The 22470-nt window shown below is 62.8% G+C and carries 20 protein-coding genes; 12 read left to right on the top strand and 8 right to left on the bottom strand.

The window, feature by feature from the left end:
- Positions 1 to 29: 29 nt before the first annotated feature.
- Genes C666_RS02170 through hisI form a run of 4 tightly spaced genes read left to right on the top strand, consistent with a single transcriptional unit; the run spans position 30 to position 4527 of the window.
- Positions 30 to 590, top strand: a complete 561-nt coding sequence (locus C666_RS02170; RefSeq protein ID WP_004333184.1) for a gamma carbonic anhydrase family protein — start codon at positions 30 to 32, stop codon at positions 588 to 590.
- A 3-nt stretch (positions 591 to 593) separates the two neighbouring features.
- Positions 594 to 2624 carry a threonine--tRNA ligase gene (gene thrS, locus C666_RS02165; RefSeq protein ID WP_004333183.1) on the top strand — a complete coding sequence of 677 codons (2031 nt, stop codon included), beginning with the start codon at positions 594 to 596 and terminating at the stop codon, positions 2622 to 2624.
- Entirely contained in the window at positions 2621 to 4012 is a 1392-nt protein-coding gene (locus C666_RS02160) for a dihydroorotase (RefSeq protein WP_004333181.1), read from the top strand. Before thrS ends, C666_RS02160 begins: the two co-directional genes overlap by 4 nt.
- Before the next feature lie 14 nt (positions 4013 to 4026).
- On the top strand, positions 4027 to 4527 hold the full coding sequence (hisI, locus tag C666_RS02155; RefSeq protein WP_004333178.1) for a phosphoribosyl-AMP cyclohydrolase: 501 nt from the start codon (positions 4027 to 4029) through the stop codon (positions 4525 to 4527).
- A gap of 99 nt (positions 4528 to 4626) precedes the next feature.
- On the opposite strand, the gene C666_RS02150 is transcribed toward hisI, so the two are convergent.
- The 4 genes from C666_RS02150 to C666_RS02135 all read right to left on the bottom strand — a co-directional run bounded on the left by C666_RS02150 (position 4627) and on the right by C666_RS02135 (position 8002).
- Positions 4627 to 5613 carry an SLAC1 anion channel family protein gene (locus C666_RS02150; protein WP_004333177.1) on the bottom strand — a complete coding sequence of 329 codons (987 nt, stop codon included), beginning with the start codon at positions 5611 to 5613 and terminating at the stop codon, positions 4627 to 4629.
- 132 nt (positions 5614 to 5745) lie between these two features.
- On the bottom strand, positions 5746 to 6162 hold the full coding sequence (locus C666_RS02145; RefSeq protein ID WP_004333174.1) for a DsrE family protein: 417 nt from the start codon (positions 6160 to 6162) through the stop codon (positions 5746 to 5748).
- Positions 6163 to 6230: 68 nt separating this feature from the next.
- Positions 6231 to 6560: a DUF3817 domain-containing protein gene (locus C666_RS02140; protein ID WP_004333172.1), complete on the bottom strand. Its 330-nt coding sequence runs from the start codon at positions 6558 to 6560 to the stop codon at positions 6231 to 6233.
- Positions 6560 to 8002: a dihydrolipoyl dehydrogenase gene (locus C666_RS02135; RefSeq protein ID WP_004333170.1), complete on the bottom strand. Its 1443-nt coding sequence runs from the start codon at positions 8000 to 8002 to the stop codon at positions 6560 to 6562. Before C666_RS02135 ends, C666_RS02140 begins: the two co-directional genes overlap by 1 nt.
- Before the next feature lie 290 nt (positions 8003 to 8292).
- On the opposite strand from C666_RS02135, the gene C666_RS02130 reads away from it, so the two are divergent.
- The 3 genes from C666_RS02130 to C666_RS02120 all read left to right on the top strand — a co-directional run bounded on the left by C666_RS02130 (position 8293) and on the right by C666_RS02120 (position 11764).
- Positions 8293 to 9000, top strand: a complete 708-nt coding sequence (locus C666_RS02130) for a flavin reductase family protein (protein WP_245603925.1) — start codon at positions 8293 to 8295, stop codon at positions 8998 to 9000.
- Between the two features lie 1144 nt (positions 9001 to 10144).
- On the top strand, positions 10145 to 10477 hold the full coding sequence (locus C666_RS02125) for a helix-turn-helix transcriptional regulator (RefSeq protein WP_028792238.1): 333 nt from the start codon (positions 10145 to 10147) through the stop codon (positions 10475 to 10477).
- A 12-nt stretch (positions 10478 to 10489) separates the two neighbouring features.
- Positions 10490 to 11764 carry a type II toxin-antitoxin system HipA family toxin gene (locus tag C666_RS02120; RefSeq protein WP_004333164.1) on the top strand — a complete coding sequence of 425 codons (1275 nt, stop codon included), beginning with the start codon at positions 10490 to 10492 and terminating at the stop codon, positions 11762 to 11764.
- A gap of 608 nt (positions 11765 to 12372) precedes the next feature.
- Here the strand turns inward: C666_RS02120 and C666_RS02115 are convergent.
- The gene (locus C666_RS02115; protein WP_004333161.1) at positions 12373 to 13314 is read right to left on the bottom strand and encodes a helix-turn-helix transcriptional regulator; all 942 of its coding nucleotides are present in this window, start codon (positions 13312 to 13314) and stop codon (positions 12373 to 12375) included.
- A 201-nt stretch (positions 13315 to 13515) separates the two neighbouring features.
- Here C666_RS02115 and C666_RS02110 point away from each other — a divergent pair, with 201 nt between their 5' ends.
- The 5 genes from C666_RS02110 to C666_RS02090 are packed head-to-tail and all read left to right on the top strand — an operon-like array spanning position 13516 to position 17838.
- The gene (locus tag C666_RS02110) at positions 13516 to 14418 is read left to right on the top strand and encodes an AAA family ATPase (protein WP_004333160.1); all 903 of its coding nucleotides are present in this window, start codon (positions 13516 to 13518) and stop codon (positions 14416 to 14418) included.
- Entirely contained in the window at positions 14415 to 14888 is a 474-nt protein-coding gene (locus tag C666_RS02105; RefSeq protein ID WP_004333158.1) for a CBASS system Cap8 protein, read from the top strand. Before C666_RS02110 ends, C666_RS02105 begins: the two co-directional genes overlap by 4 nt.
- Entirely contained in the window at positions 14885 to 15385 is a 501-nt protein-coding gene (locus tag C666_RS02100; protein ID WP_004333156.1) for a hypothetical protein, read from the top strand. Before C666_RS02105 ends, C666_RS02100 begins: the two co-directional genes overlap by 4 nt.
- Positions 15385 to 16284, top strand: coding sequence for a CBASS oligonucleotide cyclase (locus tag C666_RS02095; RefSeq protein WP_004333153.1), 900 nt, complete (start codon positions 15385 to 15387; stop codon positions 16282 to 16284). Before C666_RS02100 ends, C666_RS02095 begins: the two co-directional genes overlap by 1 nt.
- A gap of 15 nt (positions 16285 to 16299) precedes the next feature.
- Entirely contained in the window at positions 16300 to 17838 is a 1539-nt protein-coding gene (locus tag C666_RS02090; protein ID WP_004333152.1) for an SAVED domain-containing protein, read from the top strand.
- Between the two features lie 191 nt (positions 17839 to 18029).
- On the opposite strand, the gene C666_RS02085 is transcribed toward C666_RS02090, so the two are convergent.
- The 3 genes from C666_RS02085 to C666_RS02075 form a co-directional block, all read right to left on the bottom strand.
- Positions 18030 to 19409, bottom strand: coding sequence for an MBL fold metallo-hydrolase (locus C666_RS02085; RefSeq protein WP_004333151.1), 1380 nt, complete (start codon positions 19407 to 19409; stop codon positions 18030 to 18032).
- Positions 19406 to 21268 carry a gluzincin family metallopeptidase gene (locus C666_RS02080; protein ID WP_004333150.1) on the bottom strand — a complete coding sequence of 621 codons (1863 nt, stop codon included), beginning with the start codon at positions 21266 to 21268 and terminating at the stop codon, positions 19406 to 19408. The genes C666_RS02085 and C666_RS02080 overlap by 4 nt, the downstream gene beginning before the upstream one ends.
- Positions 21269 to 21330: 62 nt before the next feature.
- Positions 21331 to 22362: a patatin-like phospholipase family protein gene (locus tag C666_RS02075; RefSeq protein WP_004333149.1), complete on the bottom strand. Its 1032-nt coding sequence runs from the start codon at positions 22360 to 22362 to the stop codon at positions 21331 to 21333.
- Positions 22363 to 22470 lie beyond the last annotated feature (108 nt).

Here is a 22470-nt window from a genome sequence, read left to right as displayed (position 1 = left end):
CCCGCTCAAAACCCACGGAATAGCACTTCATGATCCGCAAGAACCCGCGCGGCGACCTGCCGCAGATCCATCCCAGCGCCTTCGTCGATCCCACCGCCATCCTGTGTGGCAAGGTCATCGTCGAGGAGAACGTCTTCATCGGCCCCTACGCGGTGATCCGCGCCGACGAAGTCGATGCCGACGGCGATCTGGCGCCGATCGTGATCGGCGCGCACTCCAACATCCAAGACGGCGTGGTCATCCACTCCAAGTCGGGCGCGGCGGTGAGCATCGGCGAACGCACCTCCATCGCCCACCGCGCCATCGTCCACGGCCCCTGCACGGTCGGCCACGGCGTGTTCATCGGCTTCAACAGCGTGCTGTTCGACTGCGTCGTCGAAGACGGCTGCGTGGTGCGCTTCAACGCTGTAGTGGACGGCTGTCATCTGCCGGCCGGTTTCCACGTGCCATCGACCGTGCGCATCGGACGCTCCACAGACCTGGCGACCCTGCCCAAGGTGTCGGTCGACGCCAGCGAATTCTCCGAAGACGTGGCCCGCACCAACAACCAACTGGTGCGCGGCTACAAGATCATCCAGAACGAGTTCTGAACCATGCCCACCCTCGCTTCCGACCGCGCCGTCACCCTCACCCTGCCCGATGGTTCGCAGCGCCGTTTCGACCCGCCCGTCAGCGCCGCCGCCGTTGCCGCCGCCATCGGCCCCGGCCTGGCCAGGAACACCGTGGCCGGCAAGGTGGATGGCCGCCTTGTGGATGCCTGCGACCCGATCGACCGGGATGCGGCGCTGCAGATCATCACGCCCAAGGATGCGGAAGGGCTGGAGATCATCCGCCATTCCTGTGCCCACCTGGTCGGCCACGCGGTCAAGCAGCTCTACCCGGGCGCGCGGATGGTGATCGGCCCGGTGATCGACGAAGGCTTCTACTACGACATCGCTTTCGAGCGCCCCTTCACCCCCGAGGACCTGGCGGCCATCGAGCAGCGCATGCGCGAGCTGATCGCCAGGGACTACGACGTCGTCAAGAAGATCGCCCCGCGCGATGAAGTCATCGCCGTCTTCAAGGAGCGCGGCGAGGACTACAAGCTGCGCCTGATCGAGGACATGCCGGACGAGCAGCACTTGGGCCTGTACTTCCACGAGGAGTACGTGGACATGTGCCGCGGCCCGCACGTGCCCAACACGCGCTTCCTGAAGCACTTCAAGCTGACCAAGCTGTCCGGCGCCTATTGGCGCGGCGACGCCAGGAACGCGCAGTTGCAGCGCATCTACGGCACCGCCTGGGCCAACAAGCAGGACCTGGATGCCTATCTGAAGCGCATCGAGGAGGCCGAGCAGCGCGACCACCGCCGGCTGGGGCGCGAGCTGGATCTGTTCCACTTCCAGGAGGACGCACCGGGCGCGGTGTTCTGGCATCCGCGCGGCTGGGCGGTGTTCCAGGAACTGATCGCCTACATGCGCCGCCGCCAGCAGGATGCCGGCTACGTGGAGGTGAATTCGCCGGACGTGATGGACCGCAGCCTGTGGGAAATCTCCGGCCACTGGCACAACTACCGCGAGCACATGTTCACCACCGAGACCGAGGACGGCCGCGCGCTGGCCCTCAAGCCGATGAACTGCCCGGGCAGCGTGCTGCTGTACCGCCATGGCCTGAAGAGCTACCGCGACCTGCCCATCCGCATGGGCGAGTTCGGCAAGGTGCATCGCTACGAACCCTCGGGCGCGCTGCACGGCCTGCTGCGCGTGCGCCACTTCACCCAGGACGATGCACACATCTACTGCACGCCGGCGCAGATGGACGCCGAATGCCGCGCCATCGTGGCGCTGGTGCTGGACATCTACCGCCAGTTCGGCTTCGAGGACGTGCGCATCAAGCTGTCCACCCGGCCCGGCAACCGCATGGGCGACGACGCCACCTGGGATCTGCTCGAAGGCGCGCTGATCCACGCACTCGACGGCATGGGGCTGGCCTACCGGCTCAACCCCGGCGAAGGCGCGTTCTACGGACCCAAACTGGAATTCGTGCTGCGCGACGCCATCGGCCGCGACTGGCAGTGCGGCACCCTGCAGGTGGACATGAATTTGCCCGAGCGCTTCGGTATCGACTACGTCGATGAAGACGGCCAGCGCAAGCGCCCGGTCATGCTGCACCGTGCGCTGTTCGGCTCGCTGGAGCGCTTCACCGGCATCCTGATCGAGCACCACGCCGGCAGGCTGCCCGCCTGGCTGGCGCCGGTGCAGGCCATGGTGCTGTCGATCACCGGAGCGCACGCCGCCTATGCCGGGGATGTGGCGCGGCTGCTGCGCGGCGCCGGCCTGCGCGCCGAGGCCGACGTGCGCAACGAGAAGATCGGCTACAAGATCCGCGAACAGACCTTGCAGCGCGTGCCCTTCCTGCTGGTGGTCGGCGGCCAGGAGGCCGCCAGCGGCAGCGTGGCGATCCGCACGCGCGAGGGCAAGGAACTGGACGTGCTTGGCTTGGACGAAGCGCTGGCCCTGCTGCGCGAGCAGGCCAGTGCCCCCGACCTGGCGGCGCGCCAGTCGGAACACGCCGCGCTGCTGCGCCGGCTGGTGCCGGAAACGGCCCCAGTACCCACGCCGGTGCCCACGGCAGCAAACCCATGACCACCCCCGATCTGCCCCGGCGGCTGGCATGCCGCCATGCCGACCTGCTGGTGCAAGGCGGCACCGTGCTCACCCCCAACGGCGCGGAACGCATCGACGTGGCCTGCCTGGCCGGCCGCATCGTCGCGCTGGGCGAACTGCGCAGCAACTGGCGCGCGGACACGACGCTCGACGCGGCGGGGCTGCACGTGCTGCCCGGTGTCATCGACAGCCAAGTGCATTTCCGTGAACCGGGCCTGACGCACAAGGAAGACCTCGAAGCCGGCACCCGTGGCGCGGTGCTGGGCGGGGTGACCGCAGTGTTCGAAATGCCGAACACGAACCCGCTGACGCTGAGCGCCACCGACCTGCAGGCCAAGCTCGACGCTGCCCGCAGCCGCGCCTGGTGCGACCATGCCTTCTATATCGGCGGCTCGGCCGTCAATGCGGAACAACTGGAAGCGCTGGAGAACCTGCCCGGCTGCGCCGGCGTCAAGGTCTTCATGGGCAGTTCCTTCGGCGACCTGCTGGCCGACGACGATGAAGTGCTGCGCCGCATCCTGCGCCACGGCCGCCGGCGCATGGCCGTGCACGCCGAGGACGAGGCCCGGCTGCGCGCGCGCAAGGCCATCGTCGAGGCCAGCGGCGACGTGGGCCAGCACCCCGTCTGGCGCGACGTGGAAAGCGCGCTGCTGGCGACCCGGCGCATCCTGCGGCTGGCCGGCGAAACGGGACGCCGCCTGCACCTCCTGCACATTTCCACCGGCGAGGAAATCGCCTTGCTGGCCGGCCACAAGCGCCGCGTGAGCGTGGAAGTCACGCCCCACCACCTGAGCCTGCACGCGCCCGACTGCTACGCGCGCCTGGGCAGCCTCGCGCAGATGAACCCGCCGGTGCGCGAACGGCGCCACCAGGAGGCGCTGTGGCAAGGCATCCGCGACGGCGTGGTGGACGTCATCGGCAGCGACCACGCCCCGCACACGCTGGAAGAGAAGGCCAGACCCTATCCGCAGTCGCCCAGCGGCATGACCGGCGTGCAGACCCTGCTGCCCATCATGCTCGACCACGTGCATGCCGGGCGCCTGAGCCTGCAGCGCCTGGTGGACCTCACCAGCGCCGGCCCGGCGCGCGTCTTCGGCATCGAAGGCAAGGGCCGCATCGCGCTGGGTTTCGATGCCGACCTGAGCATCGTCGATCTGCGGGCACGCCGTGTCATCCGCAACGACTGGATCGCCAGCCGCAGCGGCTGGACGCCCTATGACGGCACCACGGTCAGCGGCTGGCCGATCCACACCGTCGTGCGCGGCCAGGTCGCCGTGTGCGACGAAGCCCTGGCCGGCACGTCCCCGCAAGGCCAGCCGCTGCGGTTTCTCGAAGCCACGCCGCCGGAACCCTCCCTCGAACCCTGACAAGAGTCCACGACATGACGAACCGAACCTCTCCATCCAGCGAAGCGCTGTTCGCCCCGCGCCTGTCCATCGAGCAAGTGGAAGAAGGCGACCAGTTGGCGCCAAAGTTCGACGAGCGCGGCCTGATCGCCTGCGTCACCACTGATGCCGCCAGCGGCGAGGTGCTGATGCTGGGCTACATGAACCGGGAAGCCCTCCAGAAAACCATCCAGACCGGCGAGGCCCATTACTGGAGCCGCTCGCGCCAGGTCCTGTGGCACAAGGGCGCGACGAGCGGCCTGGTGCAGGCCGTGGAAGAGCTGCGCATCGACGACGACCAGGACGCGGTGTGGCTGCGCGTGCGCGTGGCCGGTTCCGGCGCAAGCTGCCACGTGGGCTACCGCTCCTGCTTCTATCGCCGCGTTGCCGTCGGCGCCGGACAGGCTCAACCGGGGGCGCTGATGTTCACCGAGGCGGAAAAGACCTTCGATCCCGGACGCGTGTATGGGGATGCCCCCAATCCCACCCTGCTGTAGGGCAACGCCGGCCAGGCAGCGTGGTGGCACGCATCGGCGCCGGGCACGCACTGCCGGGCCGCATCGAAATAACGTGCAATGCGGGTACCCTGTCGCGCCCTATTCGGGCACGCAGATTCTGTGTCCGGCCGCCGCCGCGAGGGTCTTCAACGCCAACAGGGCGACCACCGCACTGAGTATCGCCAGCAGCCCCCAGGACAATCCGGCATAAAAGGCGGAGCCGCTGCGCGCGCTCATCTCGAAGGTGGCGATCGTCATCGCCGCCAGCGGAAAGGAATAAGCCCAGGCCGAGATGAAGAAAGGCAGGCGGAAGAAACGCACGGCATTGCTCGCCAGCAGCAGGGTCAGAAACAGCGCGGTGAAGTACAGCACACGGGCGAAGGCATCGAGCTGGCCGGTCAGCGCCACATAAGAAATGAACCCCACCGCGGGCGGCGCGATCAGGATGAACAGCGTCGGTGTCAAGCGTGCCGGCAACGCTTCGTGGAAGAACAGGCGATAGAGCACGATGGTCTTCAGCACCAGCCAGAACACCAGGCCGATGCTGAAGAAGAACCAGCTGACGTCCAAAGGCGCAAACCGTACGCCTGCGATCGGCACGAGGATGTTGCCCACCACAGGAATGAACCAAGCCGGGTTGGCGTGCCTGATGTCGTAATGGGCGTGATGGATCCAACTGCTCATGGCGAGCAGTGTGAACGTAAGGTGGGCTGCGGCGCCGATGCCCCACAGCCAGCGCGCCGCGCCGGGCGCATCCTGGGCCCAGGCGATGCCGAGCAGGATCAGGCCGATCGAGATGGCGGGAAAGAAATTGAGCCGTACCGGGTGGCCCCAGTCAGACCGCACGGCATCCGGATGGCGCAGCGCCTTGGCAGCGTAGATCGCCAGCAGGAATACGTACAGGCCGCTCGCCAGCCAGCGCAGCGCGAGGCCGATGTCCAGCGGTACGCTGCCGTCATGGTGGGCCTTGAGCCAGGCGATGGCCAGCCCGGCCATGCCCATGACGGTCGAGAACAGCGCGACGGGGAAATGCGCCAGCCGCCCTTCGTGGGCAAGGGGCGAGACACTTGAAGCGGGAACGGTCATCGGGGCCTCCTCGGCCGACGCGATCGGTAGCGGACGTCATGCACCGCGACCGGCTTGAATGCAGTGATCTGCCGGTCCGCGAGACTCACTGCGGACCGGATCGGGCTGGCCGCCGCGGGGGCCCGTATCCGCTCAGAACCCGATGACCTTGCGGCTCGGTTCGAGCAGGGCACGCCCCATGTCGGCGGGCTTGGCCGGCCTGATGCCCTCCTTGAGGTCCTCCGGCTTGTTTCCGGAGTTGGGCAGGTAGAGTGCGCAAACCGAGGCCGTCGCCCCCTTCTTTAGTGCGGCATCGAGCAATTGCGCGGGGGTGACGTCGTTGGGCTTCAGGGCTTCGCCCGCCGCGTTCCTGAGTGCCAGGTCTCCGGCCTTGTCGCACAACAGGATGTCGACCTGCGCGCCCTGCTCCTGCATCTGATTGGCGAGGACCATGGCCATGCCCTGCGTCATGGTGCTGGCATCGTTGACTACGACGGTGACGACCTGCTTGTCGGCGAGCGCGGCGCCGGAACCGAGTGCGAAGGCGAGTGCGACGAGGGCTTTCTTCATGGTGCAGCTCCTTGTGGACGAAAGATGAGGGCGTTCGGCGAAACGGTGCTCCGGATGGGCGATGCCATTCACGCGCCGAGTTCCGGATAGGCTTTCTTCAGCCGGTGATCGGCGAAGAAGGCCCCGAAGGGCAGCAGCGCGCCGAGAAACAGCAGCAGGGCGAGTCCTGGCCGAAGGATGCCGCGTGCCAGCGCGGTCAGGCTGGCAAGGGCCAGGGAGATGAACAGCGCGCCATGTACCGGCCCCAGCACGCTCACGCCCGCCGGCATGTCGAGCAGATGTTTGGCAGGCACCGCAATGGCGACGAGGGCGAGCAGCGCCAGACCGTCGGCAAAGGCCAGCCAGTAGATGAGTCTGCGATGAGCACGAACGGAGGCGCCTCGGTGCAAGTCCGTCATCAGGCAGCCCGCCCGCCGGATTCAGGCACAAGACCGGCCGGTATCGCATCCCCGGCGGAGGTCTGCGGGAGTTGGCGCACGATGTCCTGCAAGGCGGACTGCAGCATTTCCTCGATCACCGGGTGATAGAACGGCAAGGCCAGCAGGCCGCGGGCGGTCTCCTTGCGCTGGATGGCCCATGCGAGCAGGTGCGCCAGATGTTCGCCACCGGCCGTCACCATGGCCGCACCGAGCAGCCGGCCGTCACGGCGGTCCGCATAGACGCGCAGCAGGCCATCCTGCGCATGGAGGATGCGCGCGCGGCCGTTGCCCTCGCCCGATGCCGTGCCGATGACGATTTCATCGGCATCGAGCTGGGACAACCTGGCGCCGACGGCGGCCACGTCCGGGCTGGAAAAGGCGATGCCGAGCGCCACCTTGCGGGCAAAACGCATCGGCGCCGGACGCGAGGCGTTGTAGCCTGCGATGGCGCCCTCGTCCGCCGCTTCGTGCATCAAGGGGCGTTCGCCATTGGCATCGCCGGCGATGAAGACCGGCAAGTCGCCGATTTGCAGTGTCGAAGAATCGAACACCGGCGCACCGCGCTGGTCGAGCGGAAACCCCGCCTCCACCAGGCCGAGGCCATCGGTATTCGGACGGCGGCCCAGGGCGGCGAGCAACAGATCGACTTCTGCGCTGCGCTCGCCCGAGCGCACAACCACGCCCCGCCCACCCCGCGAGACCGAGACCGGCACGCCCAGCCAAAGCGCCATCTGGCGCGAGAAGGTGGCCAAGGCCCGTTCGGAGACAGCGGAATCGGCGATGCCGGCGACGCTGTCGGCAAGATCCGCGCCGACCACCTCGATGCCCAGTCTCGACAAGGCCAGTCCCATTTCCAGGCCGATGGCGCCCAGCCCGAGAATGCCGATCGACGCCGGCAGCGCGTCGAGTTCGAACAGTTCATCGGTACTCACCACATGCTCGCGCACCGGGTCCAGCCACGCTGGCCGCACGGGGCGCGAACCGGTGGCGATGACGACCGATGTGGCGCGGATGCGCTGCAATCCGTTGGCGGTGTCGACTGCCAGCAAGGTGGGCTCGATGAAGCGTGCGCGCCCTTCGAGCAGGAATTCGCCCGCCGCGCTGCGTGCCTTGTCTGCCGCGCTGCCGGAGAACTGGTCGCGCTGGGCGCGCAGCGCGGCCCAGATCCGGGCGGTATCCAGTTCCAGCCGCCCGGTGCCGCCGACCCCCATGCGCGCCATGTCCGCACGCGCGGCCCACAATCCGCCTGCATGCAGCGCGACCTTGGACGGCATGCAACCGACCCGCGCGCAGGTGGTGCCTAGGGGGCCCTGGTCGATCAGCACGAACGAACGCCGCGCCCGCCGGATTTCGCGCAGCACGTACAGGCCGGCGGTGCCGGCGCCGATCACGGCCACGTCGGTATGGATGTCAGGAAGCATGTTTGTATCTCTGTCGTTGTCTCGATCGAGAGGCAGGACGGTTCAGCCCGCACCGGCGCAGTCATGACGCTCAATAATAAGACTATGCTAATATTTCATCAAACTAAATACCAGCCTGTCGCCCATAGCGTCATGCAACAACCTGCCGCTCCCCATGCCGATCAAGATGCATGCCCGTGCCCTCCCGCTTCGCTCCATCCTCGCATCTGCATGATTCTTCAGCGCCTTCGAGCGCGTTCGACGCCTGCCATGGCGGCCATTGCCTGTCAGTTGCGGCAGCATCGTCATGAATGGCAGCGTTTCTGGCGGCAGGCTGCTGCCCGGGGCGCAGCCGCGCTGTTCAGTCTGCATCGCATTCGGGCGGCGTTAAGATGCGGGACAAGGGCTGCCGACGGTTCTTGAACGGCTGCCGAGGCCGTACTGGCATCGCTGCCCGCATCGATGGAGGTGCCGACATGCAAGCACTGGGATTATCCAAGGCCTTCACGCTGATCGAGCCGGGCCCGGTGGTGCTGGTGACCACCCATGACGGACATCGGCCGAACATCATGACCATCTCGTGGACCATGGTCATGGATTTCACCCCGGTCTTCGCGATCACGACGGGCGCGTGGAACCATTCGTTCGCAGCGCTGAGCGCACAACGCGAATGCGTGATCGCCATCCCCACGGTGGACCTGCTGGATACCGTGGTGGGCATCGGCACATGTTCTGGGCGCGATACCGACAAGTTCGCCAGGTTCGGCCTGACGGCGGTAGCGGCCAAGTCCGTCAAGGCGCCACTCATCAAGGAATGCCTGGCCAACATCGAATGCACGGTTGCCGACATCATCGACCGCCACGGCATCGTCGTGCTGGAAGCCGTTGCTGCCCACATCGACCCGGAACGCCAGGAGCGCCGGACCGTTCACGCCGTGGGAGATGGGACGTTCATCGTCGACGGCTGCAAACTCGACCGGCGAACCCTGATGGCCGCCAAGCTGCCGCCGGGTGTCTGAGCACGGCGCAAGACGGGCCATCGCCTTGCTGGATGGACCGCCCGCGCGAGGCGCGGTCTCGCCTCGGCAATCGAAATCGGCACTTCGTACCGTCAGCCCCTTTGACGGTATCAACCACGATCTTCAGAGGACCTGTTCGACGATACCGTCGCGAGAACCGTCAGAAATGATGGTCCGGGTGAGGCATCGTAAGACCTGCTAACTTATTGTCAGAACAGGAATCTTGGGAGAAACTTGGGCATTGAGATGCCCTGAGACGATGCGGGATCTCCCACTCGATAATTCACTGGACCCGCACATCCAGTGTCTATGCGGGCCGCAGCGGTTCTTGAACTCCTTCGTACCGTCATAGATACCGTCAAAACCAGTGAGCTAGAGTGACACGGCGTGATACATCCTGATATCAAACATCAAAGATGCAGTACACGCGCTCACCCCTCGCCCACGCATCAAATCATGCCACGGTTTCGCCCGATGTCTACCTCCATCGCAAGGCCTGATCAGAGGCTCTGATCAACATCAGTGACTCTGCTGCATCCTCGGCAAGACGGGTCATCCGGTCTCACCGTGTGCAAATTGGCCGGCATGCCGACGACCAAACTCCACCCGCAAACGCCGTAGGGGACCAGCTTTTAGCGGCGTCTGTCGCACTCGCTTTTCACTGCGAAAGTGCGGCTACGCACCGACGCGAGGGTATCTGCACCTATTGGCTGCCGGTCGATCCACATCATCAACGAGATAGGGGTTGTCAATGGATTCAGGCACGACATAAACGTTGTACGCACTCGGCCAGGCAATGCCCAAATCGGGCCACCTCCGGTCAACGAGATAGAGAAGTGCCTGGGCGAATAAGTGTAAGCAGTGACCGGCAACCGATGGTTTCTGGCGTCAGGTGGCCCCGACATGAAAGCACATGGGGTACAACGTCAGTAAGACGGGAAACATGCCGAACGCCGGACAAGATCGCGCAACCGAGAAAGCCTGAGCGAAGCGCTAGCAAGAAGCCCAAGCCTTTGTAGCGGCGAAGCCTGAGCCGGATTTGACCCGCAAAATACATTTTTGGGCTATATTTGGCCCATGATGCTTGATCACCTCAAACTACCGTGAGAAAATTTGACCCATTAAATATATTTACGGGTTAGATATGGCTCAGGTCATTGCAGAGTCTCTGCCTCTGGAAGTCCGGCAGTCCGTCCAGCGACTGGGGGAACACATCCGGACGGCTAGGCTGCGCCGGCAACTGAGCACACAGGAGTTGGCTCAGGCCTGCGGCATTGGGCGCCGTACCCTCTACCGCATCGAGAACGGCGAACCGGGCGTGGCCGTCGGCACTCTGCTGGCGGTATTGTGGAAGCTCGGGCTGTTGAACACTGTGCGCGCAGTGGCCAATCCGGACACTGACGAGCACGGGAAGATCCTCGAAGCCGCCCGGCGGCCGCAGCGCGTGCGCGCCTCCGCGCCGGACAACGATTTCTGATTCGGAGCCTCCATGGCTGCGACCGAAAAATCCTGCTACGTCTACATCCAGTTGCCGGGCACCTTTGAGTGGGTACCCTGCGCGTCCCTGAAAGTCCGCGAAGTCGGCGCCGGCGCGTTTCAGGGCACTTTCACCTATGGCAAGCGCTATCTCGAGCGACCCAATGTCGTGGCGCTCGACCCCTACCACCTGCCGCTGTCTACTCGACCACTGCACTTCACCAAGCTCAAAGGCATTCCGGGGGCCGTGCGCGATGCCAGCCCCGACGCCTGGGGACGCCGCGTCATCCAGGCCCGCCTGGCGCTCCCCGAAGCTGATATCGCCGAAATGGAATACCTCCTCAACGGCCCCGACGACGGCGCAGGGTATCTTCGCTTTGGCCTGTCCGTCTCACCGCCCGGACCATCAAGGCCGTTCAACCGCACCCATCAGTTGCAGGCGCTCGTCGATGCTGCCGAGCAATTGGAAGAAACCGGCAAACTGCCCCACGAAGTTCTGGAAAGCCTGGAGCCGGGCACAAGCATGGGCGGAGCGCGGCCCAAAGCCACCGTCGAAGACCAGCACCGCATCTATCTGGCCAAGTTTCCCGAGAAACGGGACCAGCACAATATGCAGCGCATCGAATACGCCACACTGGAACTGGCCCGCGCCGCCGGCCTGCGTGTGTGCGACACCCGCCTGGAGCGTGTCGGCCAGGCGGAGGCCTTGCTCCTGTTGCGCTTCGACCGCGACTGGAATCCGGATGCCCAAGCTTACGCACGGCATGGGCTGGTCTCCGGCCTCACCATCCTCGATGCCGAAGACGGCTACACCGGCCGCGAGCGATGGTCCTACCGCCTCCTGGCCGACGAACTGCGCCGCTGGTCGGCCAAGCCCGACGACGACCGGCGCGAGCTATTCATGCGCATGCTCTTCAACGCGATGGTCACCAACAACGACGACCACCCGCGCAACCACGCCTTGCTGCGCACCCCGGCAGGTTGGCGGCTTTCCCCCGCTTACGACATCGTGCCGGTACCGCTCGTCTCGCAAGAACGCCGCGACCTGGCGCTGGAAGCCGGGAGCTTTGGCAGGGTGGCCAGCCTCTACAACTTGTTGTCCGATTGCTGCGCCTTCGGGCTGTCCACCAACGAAGCCCAAGCCCTGATCGAGCGCATGCTCGACGTGGTCCAAGGCTGGCGCGAATTCTTCGCCCGGCATGGGGTGGAAGCGCGCTCCATCGAGATGCTGGAGCAGGCCATCCTGCCTGGCTGCTTCTTTCGCACCGAGCCTGTCGGGCAGATTTGAAAACGCCCTGGATGTGCCCGCTTTGCTACGGATGCCGACCGCTGACCGTCAGGGCAGTCGGAATTGAACTGGACACCCACGGAGGACCTTAACAAGACTGTCGGACCAGAACAGCCACTGGCTTGTCGACACAGCGCATCCCGCGCCCGCATCGGTAGCTCGAACTCACCGCCAGAAGAAAATTGACGATCCACTGAACGCGTCGCTCCCTGGGATACAGCACGAAAGTAGTGCGATCAAAAAGCACAAAAGTAGTGTGTTGATGAGATCGCCTTCAGGAAGATTCGTACCAACATGCTGCCCCCTCCGGGGGCGAACCTTGGCTGGTGAAATTCGCCGGTGCGGGCGATGCGCCAAACATGCTATGGCCCCTCCCCGGCCATTGCGATGCAACTTTGGCCCGAGTGCCATACGACCCTCATTCTTGGAATCACTGCCCAGGTGTCCTCCCCACCGATACAGCCTGTCAGCTGCGGTATCAACCAAAAGTCGAAGCTCACGGCACAGCGCCAGTTGACCGCTTTCGGCTGAGTATGGGCGCCCAGCTTAGGTTGGTGGAGTGTCAGCGGCGGCCGAAAGCAGCCCCTGGAGAATCGCGTCGATATAGCTCAAATCGCCTTGATCGGGCGAGGCGTTTCTCTTCCTTTTGGGTTTTCGTAGCCAGGTGCAAGCTGGGCGTTGCTCGCCCCGTACAACGCCAACGGATCCCTTAACCAGAGCGCGTACTCAAGCCCTTCCAGACGATGGTTGGGAGAGCAGTCGACCGACCACCTGCGTAGCATGTAGCCTGCATTGGCGGCCCGCACCTTCACCTTCATGACGCCATCGACCATGGGGTAGTCCATGGCAATGATCTCGGGACGCTTGTGCGATGGATGAGGTACCAGATCGAGTTCGATGATGCGACTCCACTGGACGTCCTGGTCGGGTGACTCCTCCCGCTGCACCTCGCTGTCCTCTATCACCGCCGGGTTGTTCATGCGCGTGAAGACGAAGTCTCGAAACTCTTGCCGGAGGCGGCAGTAGGCGCGAACGTGCCAGCGCAGGCCGATGTCGACCAAAGCAAGCGGCACGATCACCCGCTCGGTATGCCCGGTTTCCACCGATGTGTAACCCAGTCGAACAGCCTTGCCGCGGTGGATGGCTCGCGTTATCGGAGCCAGGACCGACATTTTGGGCAGGGTAAGTGCGGCCGGTATCTCGCACCGGATCATCGGCTGCAACTGATCGCCGATGCCTTCGCCAAAACCTTGGGAAAGCGCTGTCAGCACGCGTTGCGGTGCGTGCTCGAACAACGGCACAAAGGTTTCGCTCGGCCGATAGGTCTTGGTCGCCCCGTCGAACTCCAGGTTCTCCGGCGCGATCTCCCGGTACAACGCGATGTCGCGGGTAGCACCAGCAGGGCCGGTTTCGAACCGATCGACGACGTCGGCACGACGCAGCTCTCCTAGGAAATAGAGCTTGAAGTCAATGTGGGAGAGCCTCTCGCGCTGCGCGCGAGGAAGGCGTTCCAGCAGTTGGGCGCGCCGGTTGGTTGGGAATTCGCTCATGGCCGAATGATACTTGATCAGCGGATATTTTGGGATCGATTTACGCTTTTTATAGAATCATATTGATCATGTGATAAGCTACGTTCAAGCAGTCGATCTCGACATGTGAAGAAGATGTGGCCGCACTCTCTGGGCTCTGCAACGGGCAGGGGGACAGCGGCAATACGCCCGATTTACACCATTGAACGCTTGTAGCCAGCCATGTCATCGCCTCCCGAAAACGCTAAAGGTATCCATCGCATCACGACGCTCCCCGACGGCGGTTTGCGCGAGCTGTGGTCATCGATCGTGATCGACAAGAGGACCAAGGACCAACTACTTTCGCAGGCCATCGTTAACTTCACGGTCCGGAGCAAGGTCGCGCGAACGGTTCTCCCGCTGCACGGCACGATCCTCCTGGTCGGCCAGCCGGGCACCGGCAAGACCTCACTGGCCAAAGGCCTCGCTGCGGAGACGGCAACGGTGTTCGACAAGAGCAAGTTCCGGCTGCTTGAGGTCGATCCTCACGCCCTCGGCAGCGCCATGATGGGCAAGACTCAGAAGGCTGTCTCCGACCTGTTCTCACAGACGATCGCGGAGAGCGCGCTCACCGGCCCGACCATCGTCCTGCTGGATGAGGTCGAGACCCTTGCGGCCGATCGCAGCAAGTTGAGCTTGCAGGCAAACCCCGTCGACGTCCATCGCGCCACCGATGCCGTGCTGGTTCAACTGGACGCTCTCGCGGAGACGCACCACAACCTGCTCTTTATCGCCACGAGCAACTTTCCTCAAGCGGTGGACACCGCGTTCACGTCGCGGTGCGACTTGGTACTCGAGATCCCGATGCCGGGCACAGCGGCCTGCGAGCAGATCCTGCGTGAGTGCCTGAACGGCTTGGCGCAGACGTATCCGTCGATCGCCGACCTGGCAAGCGGCCCGAGGTTCAACGCCGTGGTGGATGAGGTTGTCGGTCTCGACGGACGGGCGATCCGCAAGACGGTCGCTGCGGCGCTCACCATGCGGAAGGAAGTCGCCATTGCTCCGGCGCAACTGAAGATCACGGATCTGCTGGATGCAGCCAAGGCCGCCAAGGCAGCCCGGACCGACAAGGGAGGTGCGAAATGAGCACCGTCGCCAGCCGCGTGATCCGTAGCTCGCCGCATCGGGACACCGCTCAGACCTGGGCGCTGATCGTTGAACTGCTGACACAGGGCAAGGAAGGCACCGCGAAGGCAGAACTGCAATCCGTCGCCGGCGTAGCTGGCTCGATTATCGCCGAGCGCGCACCCAAGGACGCCGCCATCGTTGTTACCTGCAATGGGCCGCGCACCCGGGTCTATTGCCTCTACGACGAAGACGCGATTGATGGGGCAGACGCGAAGGAGGACGCTCTGGGCTTCGACCCGCTGAAGGGTGATTGGTCGGTTTCGTTGCCATGCCCCGCGGACGATCTCGAATGGGTGCAGCGTGCGCTTAAGGCCAAGAGCACGAGGATCACCGCCCGCGACCAGACAGCCACGCTGGGCGAGAGTGAGAAAGCGGCTGCGCAATCCCAGGGCTTGTCCCTCAACGTCGATGCCTTCCTGAAATCATGAGTGCCGTAGCCGTCTTCTCGTACACGCAGTCGGTGGTCTATGTGGCCGACAACATCCTGAAGAGCCTGAAGGACATCATCAGGCTGAGTGGGCTGGATCCGACCAAGCTGGTCAACGACTGGGCCGTTCTTCTGCGCGGTCTCAGCGCGTGGATCGAGTCCCGACATCTCGAGAGCGTGACGCTCGAGATCTTCGATCCGAAGACCGACGGCCTACTGCTCCGCTGGGACATCGAGGTCGTCTACACGTGGGACGTGTCGGCCGGCACTTTCTGGACCGACACCGAGCAGTTGAAGTGGGCCATCAAGAAAGCCGGGCTTGTTCCCGCGCAGGCCGACTACAGAGTATCGGTGCACAACAAGCCGGGGCGACCTGACGTCAACGGCTGGAGCAGTTGCACCCTGCGCTCGACCGACGGCATGGTTCGCCAAAGCCTCGGCACTACCGTCGAACACAATGGCCTGAGCGCCAATACCACCTACTGGAGAAAGGCCTGATGCTGACCGTCGACGAGGCATTCCGCAAGTTCAAGTCCCGGCTGGAGCTCAACGATCGCGAGCAGAAGAACGCGAGCGCGCGGCACACGGAGGTCCGCGGGTTCGTGCGCACGAAGTTCGCGATCGACCGCGACTTCCTGACCGGCTCGTACGCCCGCTACACCAAGACCAAGCCGCTCAAGGACATCGACATCTTCTTCGTCATGAAGCAGGCCGAGCGGCACTATCGGGAAAAGGCCGCCGGCGTCGTCCTCGACAAGTACAAGGAAGTGCTCGTCGAGAAATATGGCGAGAAGGCGGTGCGCCGTCAGAGCCGCTCCATCAACATCGACTTCGGCGTCGACGTGAAGGAGGAGGACAAGACCGACTACAAGATCCTGAGCGTCGATGTCGTGCCGGCCTTTGATAGTGGCGACGACTACGAGATTCCTGATGGTGACACCGGCAAGTGGATCAAGACCAATCCGCAGAAGCACGCCGAAAAGGCCGTTGATGCGCACCGCGCATACGGCAGCGAGTGGAAGGGACTCGTGCGGATGGCGAAGTACTGGAACAACAACAAGAAGCACGGCGAGAAACCCGTGAAGCCGTCGTTCCTGATCGAGGTCATAGCGCTCGACTGCCTGTATGGTGGCTGGAGCGGCCAGTTTGATCGGGAGATGCAGGCCTTTTTCGCCACCCTCGCTCAGCGTATCGGCGAGACTTGGGCCGATCCCGCGGGGCTGGGGCCGCCGATCAGCGCCTCGATGGACGCGACCCGCATCGCGAACGCCCGCCGCACTCTGGAAGAGGCGGCTCGCCAAGCCGGCATTGCCATCAACCACGTGCGCCAGGGGCGCAACGGCGAGGCGCTGAGGACCTGGCGCGAACTCTTCGGTCCGATGTTTCCCCTGAGCTGAAGACGGGAGAACTCGATGACGCAGGCAGTGGTCACGCGGCGCGATGGGGACACGTTTCAGGCGCGTATGTTCTGGATGCACGCGGCACACCTGCTTGATCCCGAGGGCAGGGTAACGCGCGTGGGGTTCGAAGCTGGCCCTCGCGGCTTCGACGACATCTGGGTGGAGTACGACCCCGCGCACGCGCCGAAGAACCAGTTCGGGAACGCGATCCTCGTGGAGCGGATGCAGTGCAAGTGGCACGCCACGGGCGGCTACTACACCTTCGAGGATCTCACGCTGCCCGCGTTCATCAACGCCCAGACGACCTCGATGCTGCAACGCGCCTACAGCGCGCTTCAATACGACCGGGCGGAGGGAAGGACGTCAAGACTCTCGCTGGTGACCAACCATCGCACCTATGTCGACGACCCACTGCACACCCTGCTACGCATGAAGTCGTTCACCCTGAACATCGAGGAGATGTTCACGGGCAAGACCGAGCGCAGCGCGATGTTCCAGTTGCGGCAGTTGTGGATGTCGCACCTGGGCATCGACGAAGCAGAACTGCGTTCCTTGGGTGTCGCGCTCAGCCTCGCGCACACGAGCGATTCGCTCGACATGCTACGTGATCGCCTGGACGTGGCGTGCCGCTTCGCGGGGTTGAAACGGCCCGATCCGAATTCGAGCAGCACGATCTACGATGGCAACATCTTCGAGTGGGTTGGTCAGCGGAGAACCGAGTTCGATCGCAAGACATTCCGGGAGAAGTGCGGCGACGAGGGGCTGCTCGCAGCGCCGGAGAGATCGGTGCGCATGTATGGCGTAAAGACCTTCGAGCACGCATCCGATCGGCTCGAACTCATGTGCGAGGACACCTTGAACATGGTGCCGGCGTTCGACGATCGTTTCATCCGTGACACGAGTGCCTGGAAGGCATCGCTACAGCCTCGCCTGAAGGAGTTCCTGCTGAAGCTGCCGGCAGAGGATGGGCATCTGCGGTTGGCGATCGATGCGCACGCGACGATCGCGTTCGCGGCCGGCGCCGTGCTGGATACGAAGTCTGGTCGTATCATTGAGATCGTTCAGCGCTCGCCGACGCGCGTCGTCTGGTCGCCGAACGACCGGCCGCCTTCACCTGCGTGGCCCACCTGGATCTTCGAGGAGGAAATCGTCTCTCCTGAAGGGCAGGGGACGGCGTACGCGGTCAGCATCACGCGGGATACCGCGCCCATGGTGCGTCAGTACGTGGCGCAGAAGCTGCCAGGCATTCGTCGCGTGTTGATCGCCCGGCCCAATGTCGCCAGTGGGCAAAGCGTAGTCGAGTGCGGGGCGCATGCGATTCAGCTCGCCGAGAGCTTGGCCGATCGCCTCAAGAGCGATCGCGAGGTCGATCCCGCACTCCTCATGGAGCGCGTGCATCTCTTCGTGGCCGCGCCAAACGCATTCACGTTCTTCCTCGGTCGACATGTCCAGGTCTTAAAGCCCGTCACGCTTTACGAGTTCGACTTCGGTCGCGACCGTCATGGATCATACGAGCCGTCGCTGTTGTACCCGGACATCGAGCGGCCCTGATAGAGACCGGCTCGCAGGCAAAGCGAGCTAGTTGTGAAGAGTCAAGAACCGAGCTTCAATGCTCGGTGCGGGAGCGAGGGCAACCGCTGCAGAGGCATCGCCAGCGGCAACGATTGCCCTTTAGGCGGGCGGCTGTCAGTGGCGTGACCGTGGGCAGAGCATCCCCCGGCTAGAGGTGCAGAAAAGAACCTTCAGAAATCGATCCGTACGTGACTGTAGAGGGTACTCGTAGGTACCTCGTGAGTAGAGTGAAAATGCGTGTCGTGCTTTAGCTCATCAACCAATGTTTTGCGGGGAACCTCAGTCTTCTTTCCTTCGCTGCCGTGCTTACCAGCCATTGTCGACAAAACGGAAGTCATGCGATCAGTCTTTTCAGGCTTGCCACGCTTTCTAAAGCCCTTCCAAAGTGATTTCGGCGTGGCATTTAAGCTGCCATGATGCCCTACCTTGTACAGGTCCACATCAGCAAGCAGTTCCGCGACGCCAGGTTGCTCCAGTGCATATGACCAGTTCTCGAGTTGTGCATCGCCAGGAAAAAGCAGCCGCTTCCCGCCAACTTCAAAAAGCAAAATGAGGCTGGTGTTGTTCATCGCTTTGTCCAGCATAGTGACAATGCCCAGGAGTTGATTGCCCCGCGCATTGGTAATGTGTCTCGCCGCCCAGCGCGCCTCTCGTGGAAGTTTGCCCTTTTTGGCTTTGACGAAGGCCGTATCGAATGGTGCGGTACCGTTCCCATTGATCGAGTTCGTTGTTGCAACTCCACGCGCATGGAAATGCCAAAATTGATCATTGTCCGTGGCACGTTGCTTTTTGATGGCCGAGCACTGCTCCACCGTGGGTGGCCCCAGTACATGGGTATTCACTCCAGGCAGCAGGTCCTCAAGCGGATCCTGCACACCGAAGTAAGCGTAGGCGCTTTTTCCAACCTGCCCCATTTGTGCCAAATTCTCAACAGCGGAGAGATTCTTCGTGTTGTCTCGGCCGAGGAACTCCAGTCTGTCGGCCAAGCCCGGGGGCAAGGTGTTGGGCCTCTCGATAGCCAACCTTGTGACCTGTTCAGCCAAGCTGGTCATGGCCGCCAGAGAACTCACAGTGCGAATGCTGCCAGCACTTGCCTTGATCCCTTTGGATGTTGGCCCCGAGGCATCCGTCGCCAGCGCCAGATCTTCAGTCCATGGCTGCAGCACCAATCGGGGCTTGAGGGCACGGATGATGTCACCGGATCCCTTGCCGTTGGCTTTGGTGGCGAAACCGCTGATGTGATCAGCATGCCTATGCGTGGCCACGACGACATCCAGTCGGGCACCCTGGCATTTGTCTCTGATGTCTTCCGCAATTCTCCGCATGAGTGTGCCACTGTCTGCCTCAGGCGCGCCAGTGGTGCCGAAGTCAATCAGTACGTGCCGTTTGTCAGAATCCCCATCTCCATAGACAAACTGCAACAGAAAACAGTCGCCGAAGCCGACCTGGTACGCGAACAAATTGAGGTGGGTCGGACTCTTGGGGGCCTGTACCTTCGTCGGCGGCTTGGCTCTTGCCGCATTGGTCTTAGTACCTCCCTTCGTACTCATGCTGGACCTCCTCTCTTGCCCGCTGGAGGGGATGCTGGTTGAGTGCCTTTGGTTCGAGCTTTTGATGATGCCCGGCTGCCTTTGCCCTGCTCGTTGCACGAGGCGCAGTGCGCCCGCATCCGATGAAGATTGGCAAAAGCATTGCCGACCTCGTTATCCTCCAGAGGTTCACCAAACAAATACTCGAGCCGTTTACGCTGCCAGTCGCCATCGTTCATCTGCCGGGCAATGTGGTACTTCAGTTGACCATATTGATCAAAGACGAGCGTGCCAGCACCATATACGGTCAGTGCCGTATTCGAGTCTACGCCCGATGGCCGGGGATTCACGTTACAAACCGTCCCCAGCTCTGCGCCGAAGATGTTGGCACGGCTGATGTACTCGCAGATGGTTTCGCGCAACAGAAAGCCCTCCGGTCCAATGCGTATGCTGGGACGCACGGAGACCACCTGCGTATAGGAGCGTTCGTCGACTCCAAGTACGTCCCGGTTCTCCCAGATGAACCGGAAGACTTCTTCTGGATCGCGCAGCATGGACTCGAAATTCGTCCGTCGGTATTGAATGAATGGGTGCTGCGTGAAGCCCGTCCAGCAACCGCGCTTATCCGTTCTGCTCGCCGGAGGTTCAATCCCGAAAGAGCCGAACACCTTCGACACGGTGTCTCGATAGTGGTAGCGCTTGTCGTCCGGCGCGATTTCCGCATCCGCTGTGAGCAAGGCGGCAAGGTAGTCTCCAAACTCCAGGTCCAGAGGCGGACAATAGTCCAGGGCGCGAATCGACATGGTGAGCAAGTGGTCCGCCACCTTGGCGCCCTCCGCCGCCACCTCGGTCAGGTTGTAGTACCCGTCATCAAACGTCCCCAGTTCCTCGATACGTTGCAGCCAGATCTGAAGGAAGGTGCGCATCACGGCTGCGGCCAGAATCTCCCCTCTGGTGTGTGGCTCGCTGAATTCAGGGGTATGCAGCAAATTGCGGGAAGGCTTGATTCGCACCGATCGACGTAGAGCATTCGCCCGCATCCCGCCCAGTGCCCGGCCAAACTCCTCCGCAAGCCCCATGAGGGCACCATCGGCCAAAGCGCTGGCAGTGAGCGCCCTGCGATGAATCAGCGATCGGCCCTTACTCTTGATAGCAACACCGCCAGCGCCATCTTTAAACCGTGTCAAAGCAAGCTCGACGACCTCCTTGAACGAGAACACCGACAGCAAGGCGACTACGTCTGAGAAGCCCTCATGGAAGGCAGCCTGGTCAGGGCCAGAGAAGTTCATGAATCCTTCTCGGAGTCCGTCCAGCAACGCGTGCGTGGTCTCATGCACGACAATGTCGTGCGAGAGGCAGGTAAAGACGAAGTGGCCAGGCTCGTGCTCTGCACTGAAATAGCCAAACATCAACGCGCGATCCTCACGCGAGTAAAACGCGTTGGCGTCGATAAAGGCGTGCGGAGCGACATGAAGTTGATGGCCATCAAAGCCCCAGTGCACACGCCTACCAAGCGCATATTCAAAGCGAGCCAGCGTCCGCATCACCAACGCATAGACATTCTGTCCATGAAACATCGGGTTGGCCAACAACTGGTCTTCCGACTGCTTGCGCAGCGTACTTCCCGCTGGCTGAAGCTGGTCGGAAAATGCATCGACAAGGCGGCCCTCTGCATCCTCCTGATACGAGTGCGCCTTATACAGCACGCCGGCTTCTGCATCGAAGTCAACGACCTTAACCCGGTATCCCGTAGGCCCAGGCGAGAGTCGTTCTGCGGGGATATCCACCATCGCGAAGACCCTCTCACCAGCCGAACCTGTCATTCCAGGATCTTGGGCCAAGACCAAGAATGACTGCTTCCCAGGCTTGATCATCGTCATCGCAGGGCTCCTGTAAACTGCGCGAGCTCACTAGGCCGCGACTCGTTCGGGGAAAGGCCGACTCAAACGGCAGATAAGAGCTCAGGTGCGTACGAACGAAGGCGCGCCTCAACAAGCGCGCCTCCGTGGCGTTGCAGCACGGTCATTTCGTCGCTGTTCAGCCGCTTGAGGTTGGTGCTGATGGAGGACGCAAAAGTCGCATCCCCAGCGACAGCCTGGCCCTCAGTGCTGTCGATGGAGAACCAAAGTGGTTTAGGGCCCTTGCCCGCCAAATGGCGGTGCTGCATACGATCGAACTGCAGCCCCCTCACCTGCTCCATCAAGATGTCAAGAGCGGCTTTGAGAACCAGCGCTCCAGACTCCGTAGGCTCTGAAATATTCGTGAAAGGCTTTCCGCCATCGCTGGTGATCAGGTAGTCAAGTTTGTTACGTTCTACCCGCAGGCCTGGGTTGATGCCAAGGTTGTCGTAAACACCACCATCCGTGAGCGTCACATAGCCCACTTGCTGCGCCGGTGGATACTCCTCTGCATCCAGACGCAGAGGGCCGAACACTGGCGGAAATGCAGAAGAGGCCGCTACCGCGTTGCTGATTCGGAAGCTCCCTGCATCGACGACGCCAAGCTCATGCTCCCCCATTTCGGCCTTTGAGGCGCTACCACCACCGGCAACGAAGAAAAACATGTTACCCGTCGCAAGATTGGTCGCATTCAGATAGATCCGAGGGCCTTGCTGCAGAGTAGAAAGCGCTTTTTCACCAAAAAGATCACGATCGTAGCTCTCAGCCAACTTGTCCAGGCGTGACTCGAAGGGATCCAGAATGCCGCTGAGGACAGATCCCACGGCGATGGATTTGGTTCTGAGATACGTATCGAGCTTCTGCAGTGCTGTATCGATACCTTCAGACCAATTTGCGGCAAGGGTTGCTCCGGCAATACTGCCGCCGCTGACGCAAGTCAGCAAATCAACACCCTGAAGCAGCTGGAGTGCGTGGAGTTTTCGCAGCATGCCCAGATGAAAAGCGGCAGCTCTAAATCCACCGCCGGACAATGCGAGGCCAATGCGGGACTCCTTCCCATTGATCATCACTGTCATGCTCTCTCCCCTACGGCATTGCGCAAATTGTCATTGACCTGCCCCCCATAGGACGTACCGGTTGAAGGTTAGTAGAGTCCGTTTTCAGCAGGAAGAACGGACATGAAG

Origin of the sequence: Thauera linaloolentis 47Lol = DSM 12138, assembly GCF_000310205.1 — a bacterium.
In the GTDB taxonomy this organism is placed as follows: Bacteria; Pseudomonadota; Gammaproteobacteria; order Burkholderiales; family Rhodocyclaceae; genus Thauera; species Thauera linaloolentis.
Note: the sequence above shows the minus strand (reverse complement) of the source record. Positions and strands in the feature narration are given on the sequence as shown.

What these genes read in the sequence shown, in the direction of transcription:
- C666_RS02170 (WP_004333184.1), top strand. Translation starts at nt 30, where the DNA reads ATGATCCGCAAGAACCCGCGCGGCGACCTGCCGCAGATCCATCCCAGC.
- thrS (WP_004333183.1), top strand. Translation starts at nt 594, where the DNA reads ATGCCCACCCTCGCTTCCGACCGCGCCGTCACCCTCACCCTGCCCGAT.
- C666_RS02160 (WP_004333181.1), top strand. Translation starts at nt 2,621, where the DNA reads ATGACCACCCCCGATCTGCCCCGGCGGCTGGCATGCCGCCATGCCGAC.
- hisI (WP_004333178.1), top strand. Translation starts at nt 4,027, where the DNA reads ATGACGAACCGAACCTCTCCATCCAGCGAAGCGCTGTTCGCCCCGCGC.
- C666_RS02150 (WP_004333177.1), bottom strand. Translation starts at nt 5,613, where the DNA reads ATGACCGTTCCCGCTTCAAGTGTCTCGCCCCTTGCCCACGAAGGGCGG.
- C666_RS02145 (WP_004333174.1), bottom strand. Translation starts at nt 6,162, where the DNA reads ATGAAGAAAGCCCTCGTCGCACTCGCCTTCGCACTCGGTTCCGGCGCC.
- C666_RS02140 (WP_004333172.1), bottom strand. Translation starts at nt 6,560, where the DNA reads ATGACGGACTTGCACCGAGGCGCCTCCGTTCGTGCTCATCGCAGACTC.
- C666_RS02135 (WP_004333170.1), bottom strand. Translation starts at nt 8,002, where the DNA reads ATGCTTCCTGACATCCATACCGACGTGGCCGTGATCGGCGCCGGCACC.
- C666_RS02130 (WP_245603925.1), top strand. Translation starts at nt 8,293, where the DNA reads ATGGCAGCGTTTCTGGCGGCAGGCTGCTGCCCGGGGCGCAGCCGCGCT.
- C666_RS02125 (WP_028792238.1), top strand. Translation starts at nt 10,145, where the DNA reads ATGGCTCAGGTCATTGCAGAGTCTCTGCCTCTGGAAGTCCGGCAGTCC.
- C666_RS02120 (WP_004333164.1), top strand. Translation starts at nt 10,490, where the DNA reads ATGGCTGCGACCGAAAAATCCTGCTACGTCTACATCCAGTTGCCGGGC.
- C666_RS02115 (WP_004333161.1), bottom strand. Translation starts at nt 13,314, where the DNA reads ATGAGCGAATTCCCAACCAACCGGCGCGCCCAACTGCTGGAACGCCTT.
- C666_RS02110 (WP_004333160.1), top strand. Translation starts at nt 13,516, where the DNA reads ATGTCATCGCCTCCCGAAAACGCTAAAGGTATCCATCGCATCACGACG.
- C666_RS02105 (WP_004333158.1), top strand. Translation starts at nt 14,415, where the DNA reads ATGAGCACCGTCGCCAGCCGCGTGATCCGTAGCTCGCCGCATCGGGAC.
- C666_RS02100 (WP_004333156.1), top strand. Translation starts at nt 14,885, where the DNA reads ATGAGTGCCGTAGCCGTCTTCTCGTACACGCAGTCGGTGGTCTATGTG.
- C666_RS02095 (WP_004333153.1), top strand. Translation starts at nt 15,385, where the DNA reads ATGCTGACCGTCGACGAGGCATTCCGCAAGTTCAAGTCCCGGCTGGAG.
- C666_RS02090 (WP_004333152.1), top strand. Translation starts at nt 16,300, where the DNA reads ATGACGCAGGCAGTGGTCACGCGGCGCGATGGGGACACGTTTCAGGCG.
- C666_RS02085 (WP_004333151.1), bottom strand. Translation starts at nt 19,409, where the DNA reads ATGAGTACGAAGGGAGGTACTAAGACCAATGCGGCAAGAGCCAAGCCG.
- C666_RS02080 (WP_004333150.1), bottom strand. Translation starts at nt 21,268, where the DNA reads ATGACGATGATCAAGCCTGGGAAGCAGTCATTCTTGGTCTTGGCCCAA.
- C666_RS02075 (WP_004333149.1), bottom strand. Translation starts at nt 22,362, where the DNA reads ATGACAGTGATGATCAATGGGAAGGAGTCCCGCATTGGCCTCGCATTG.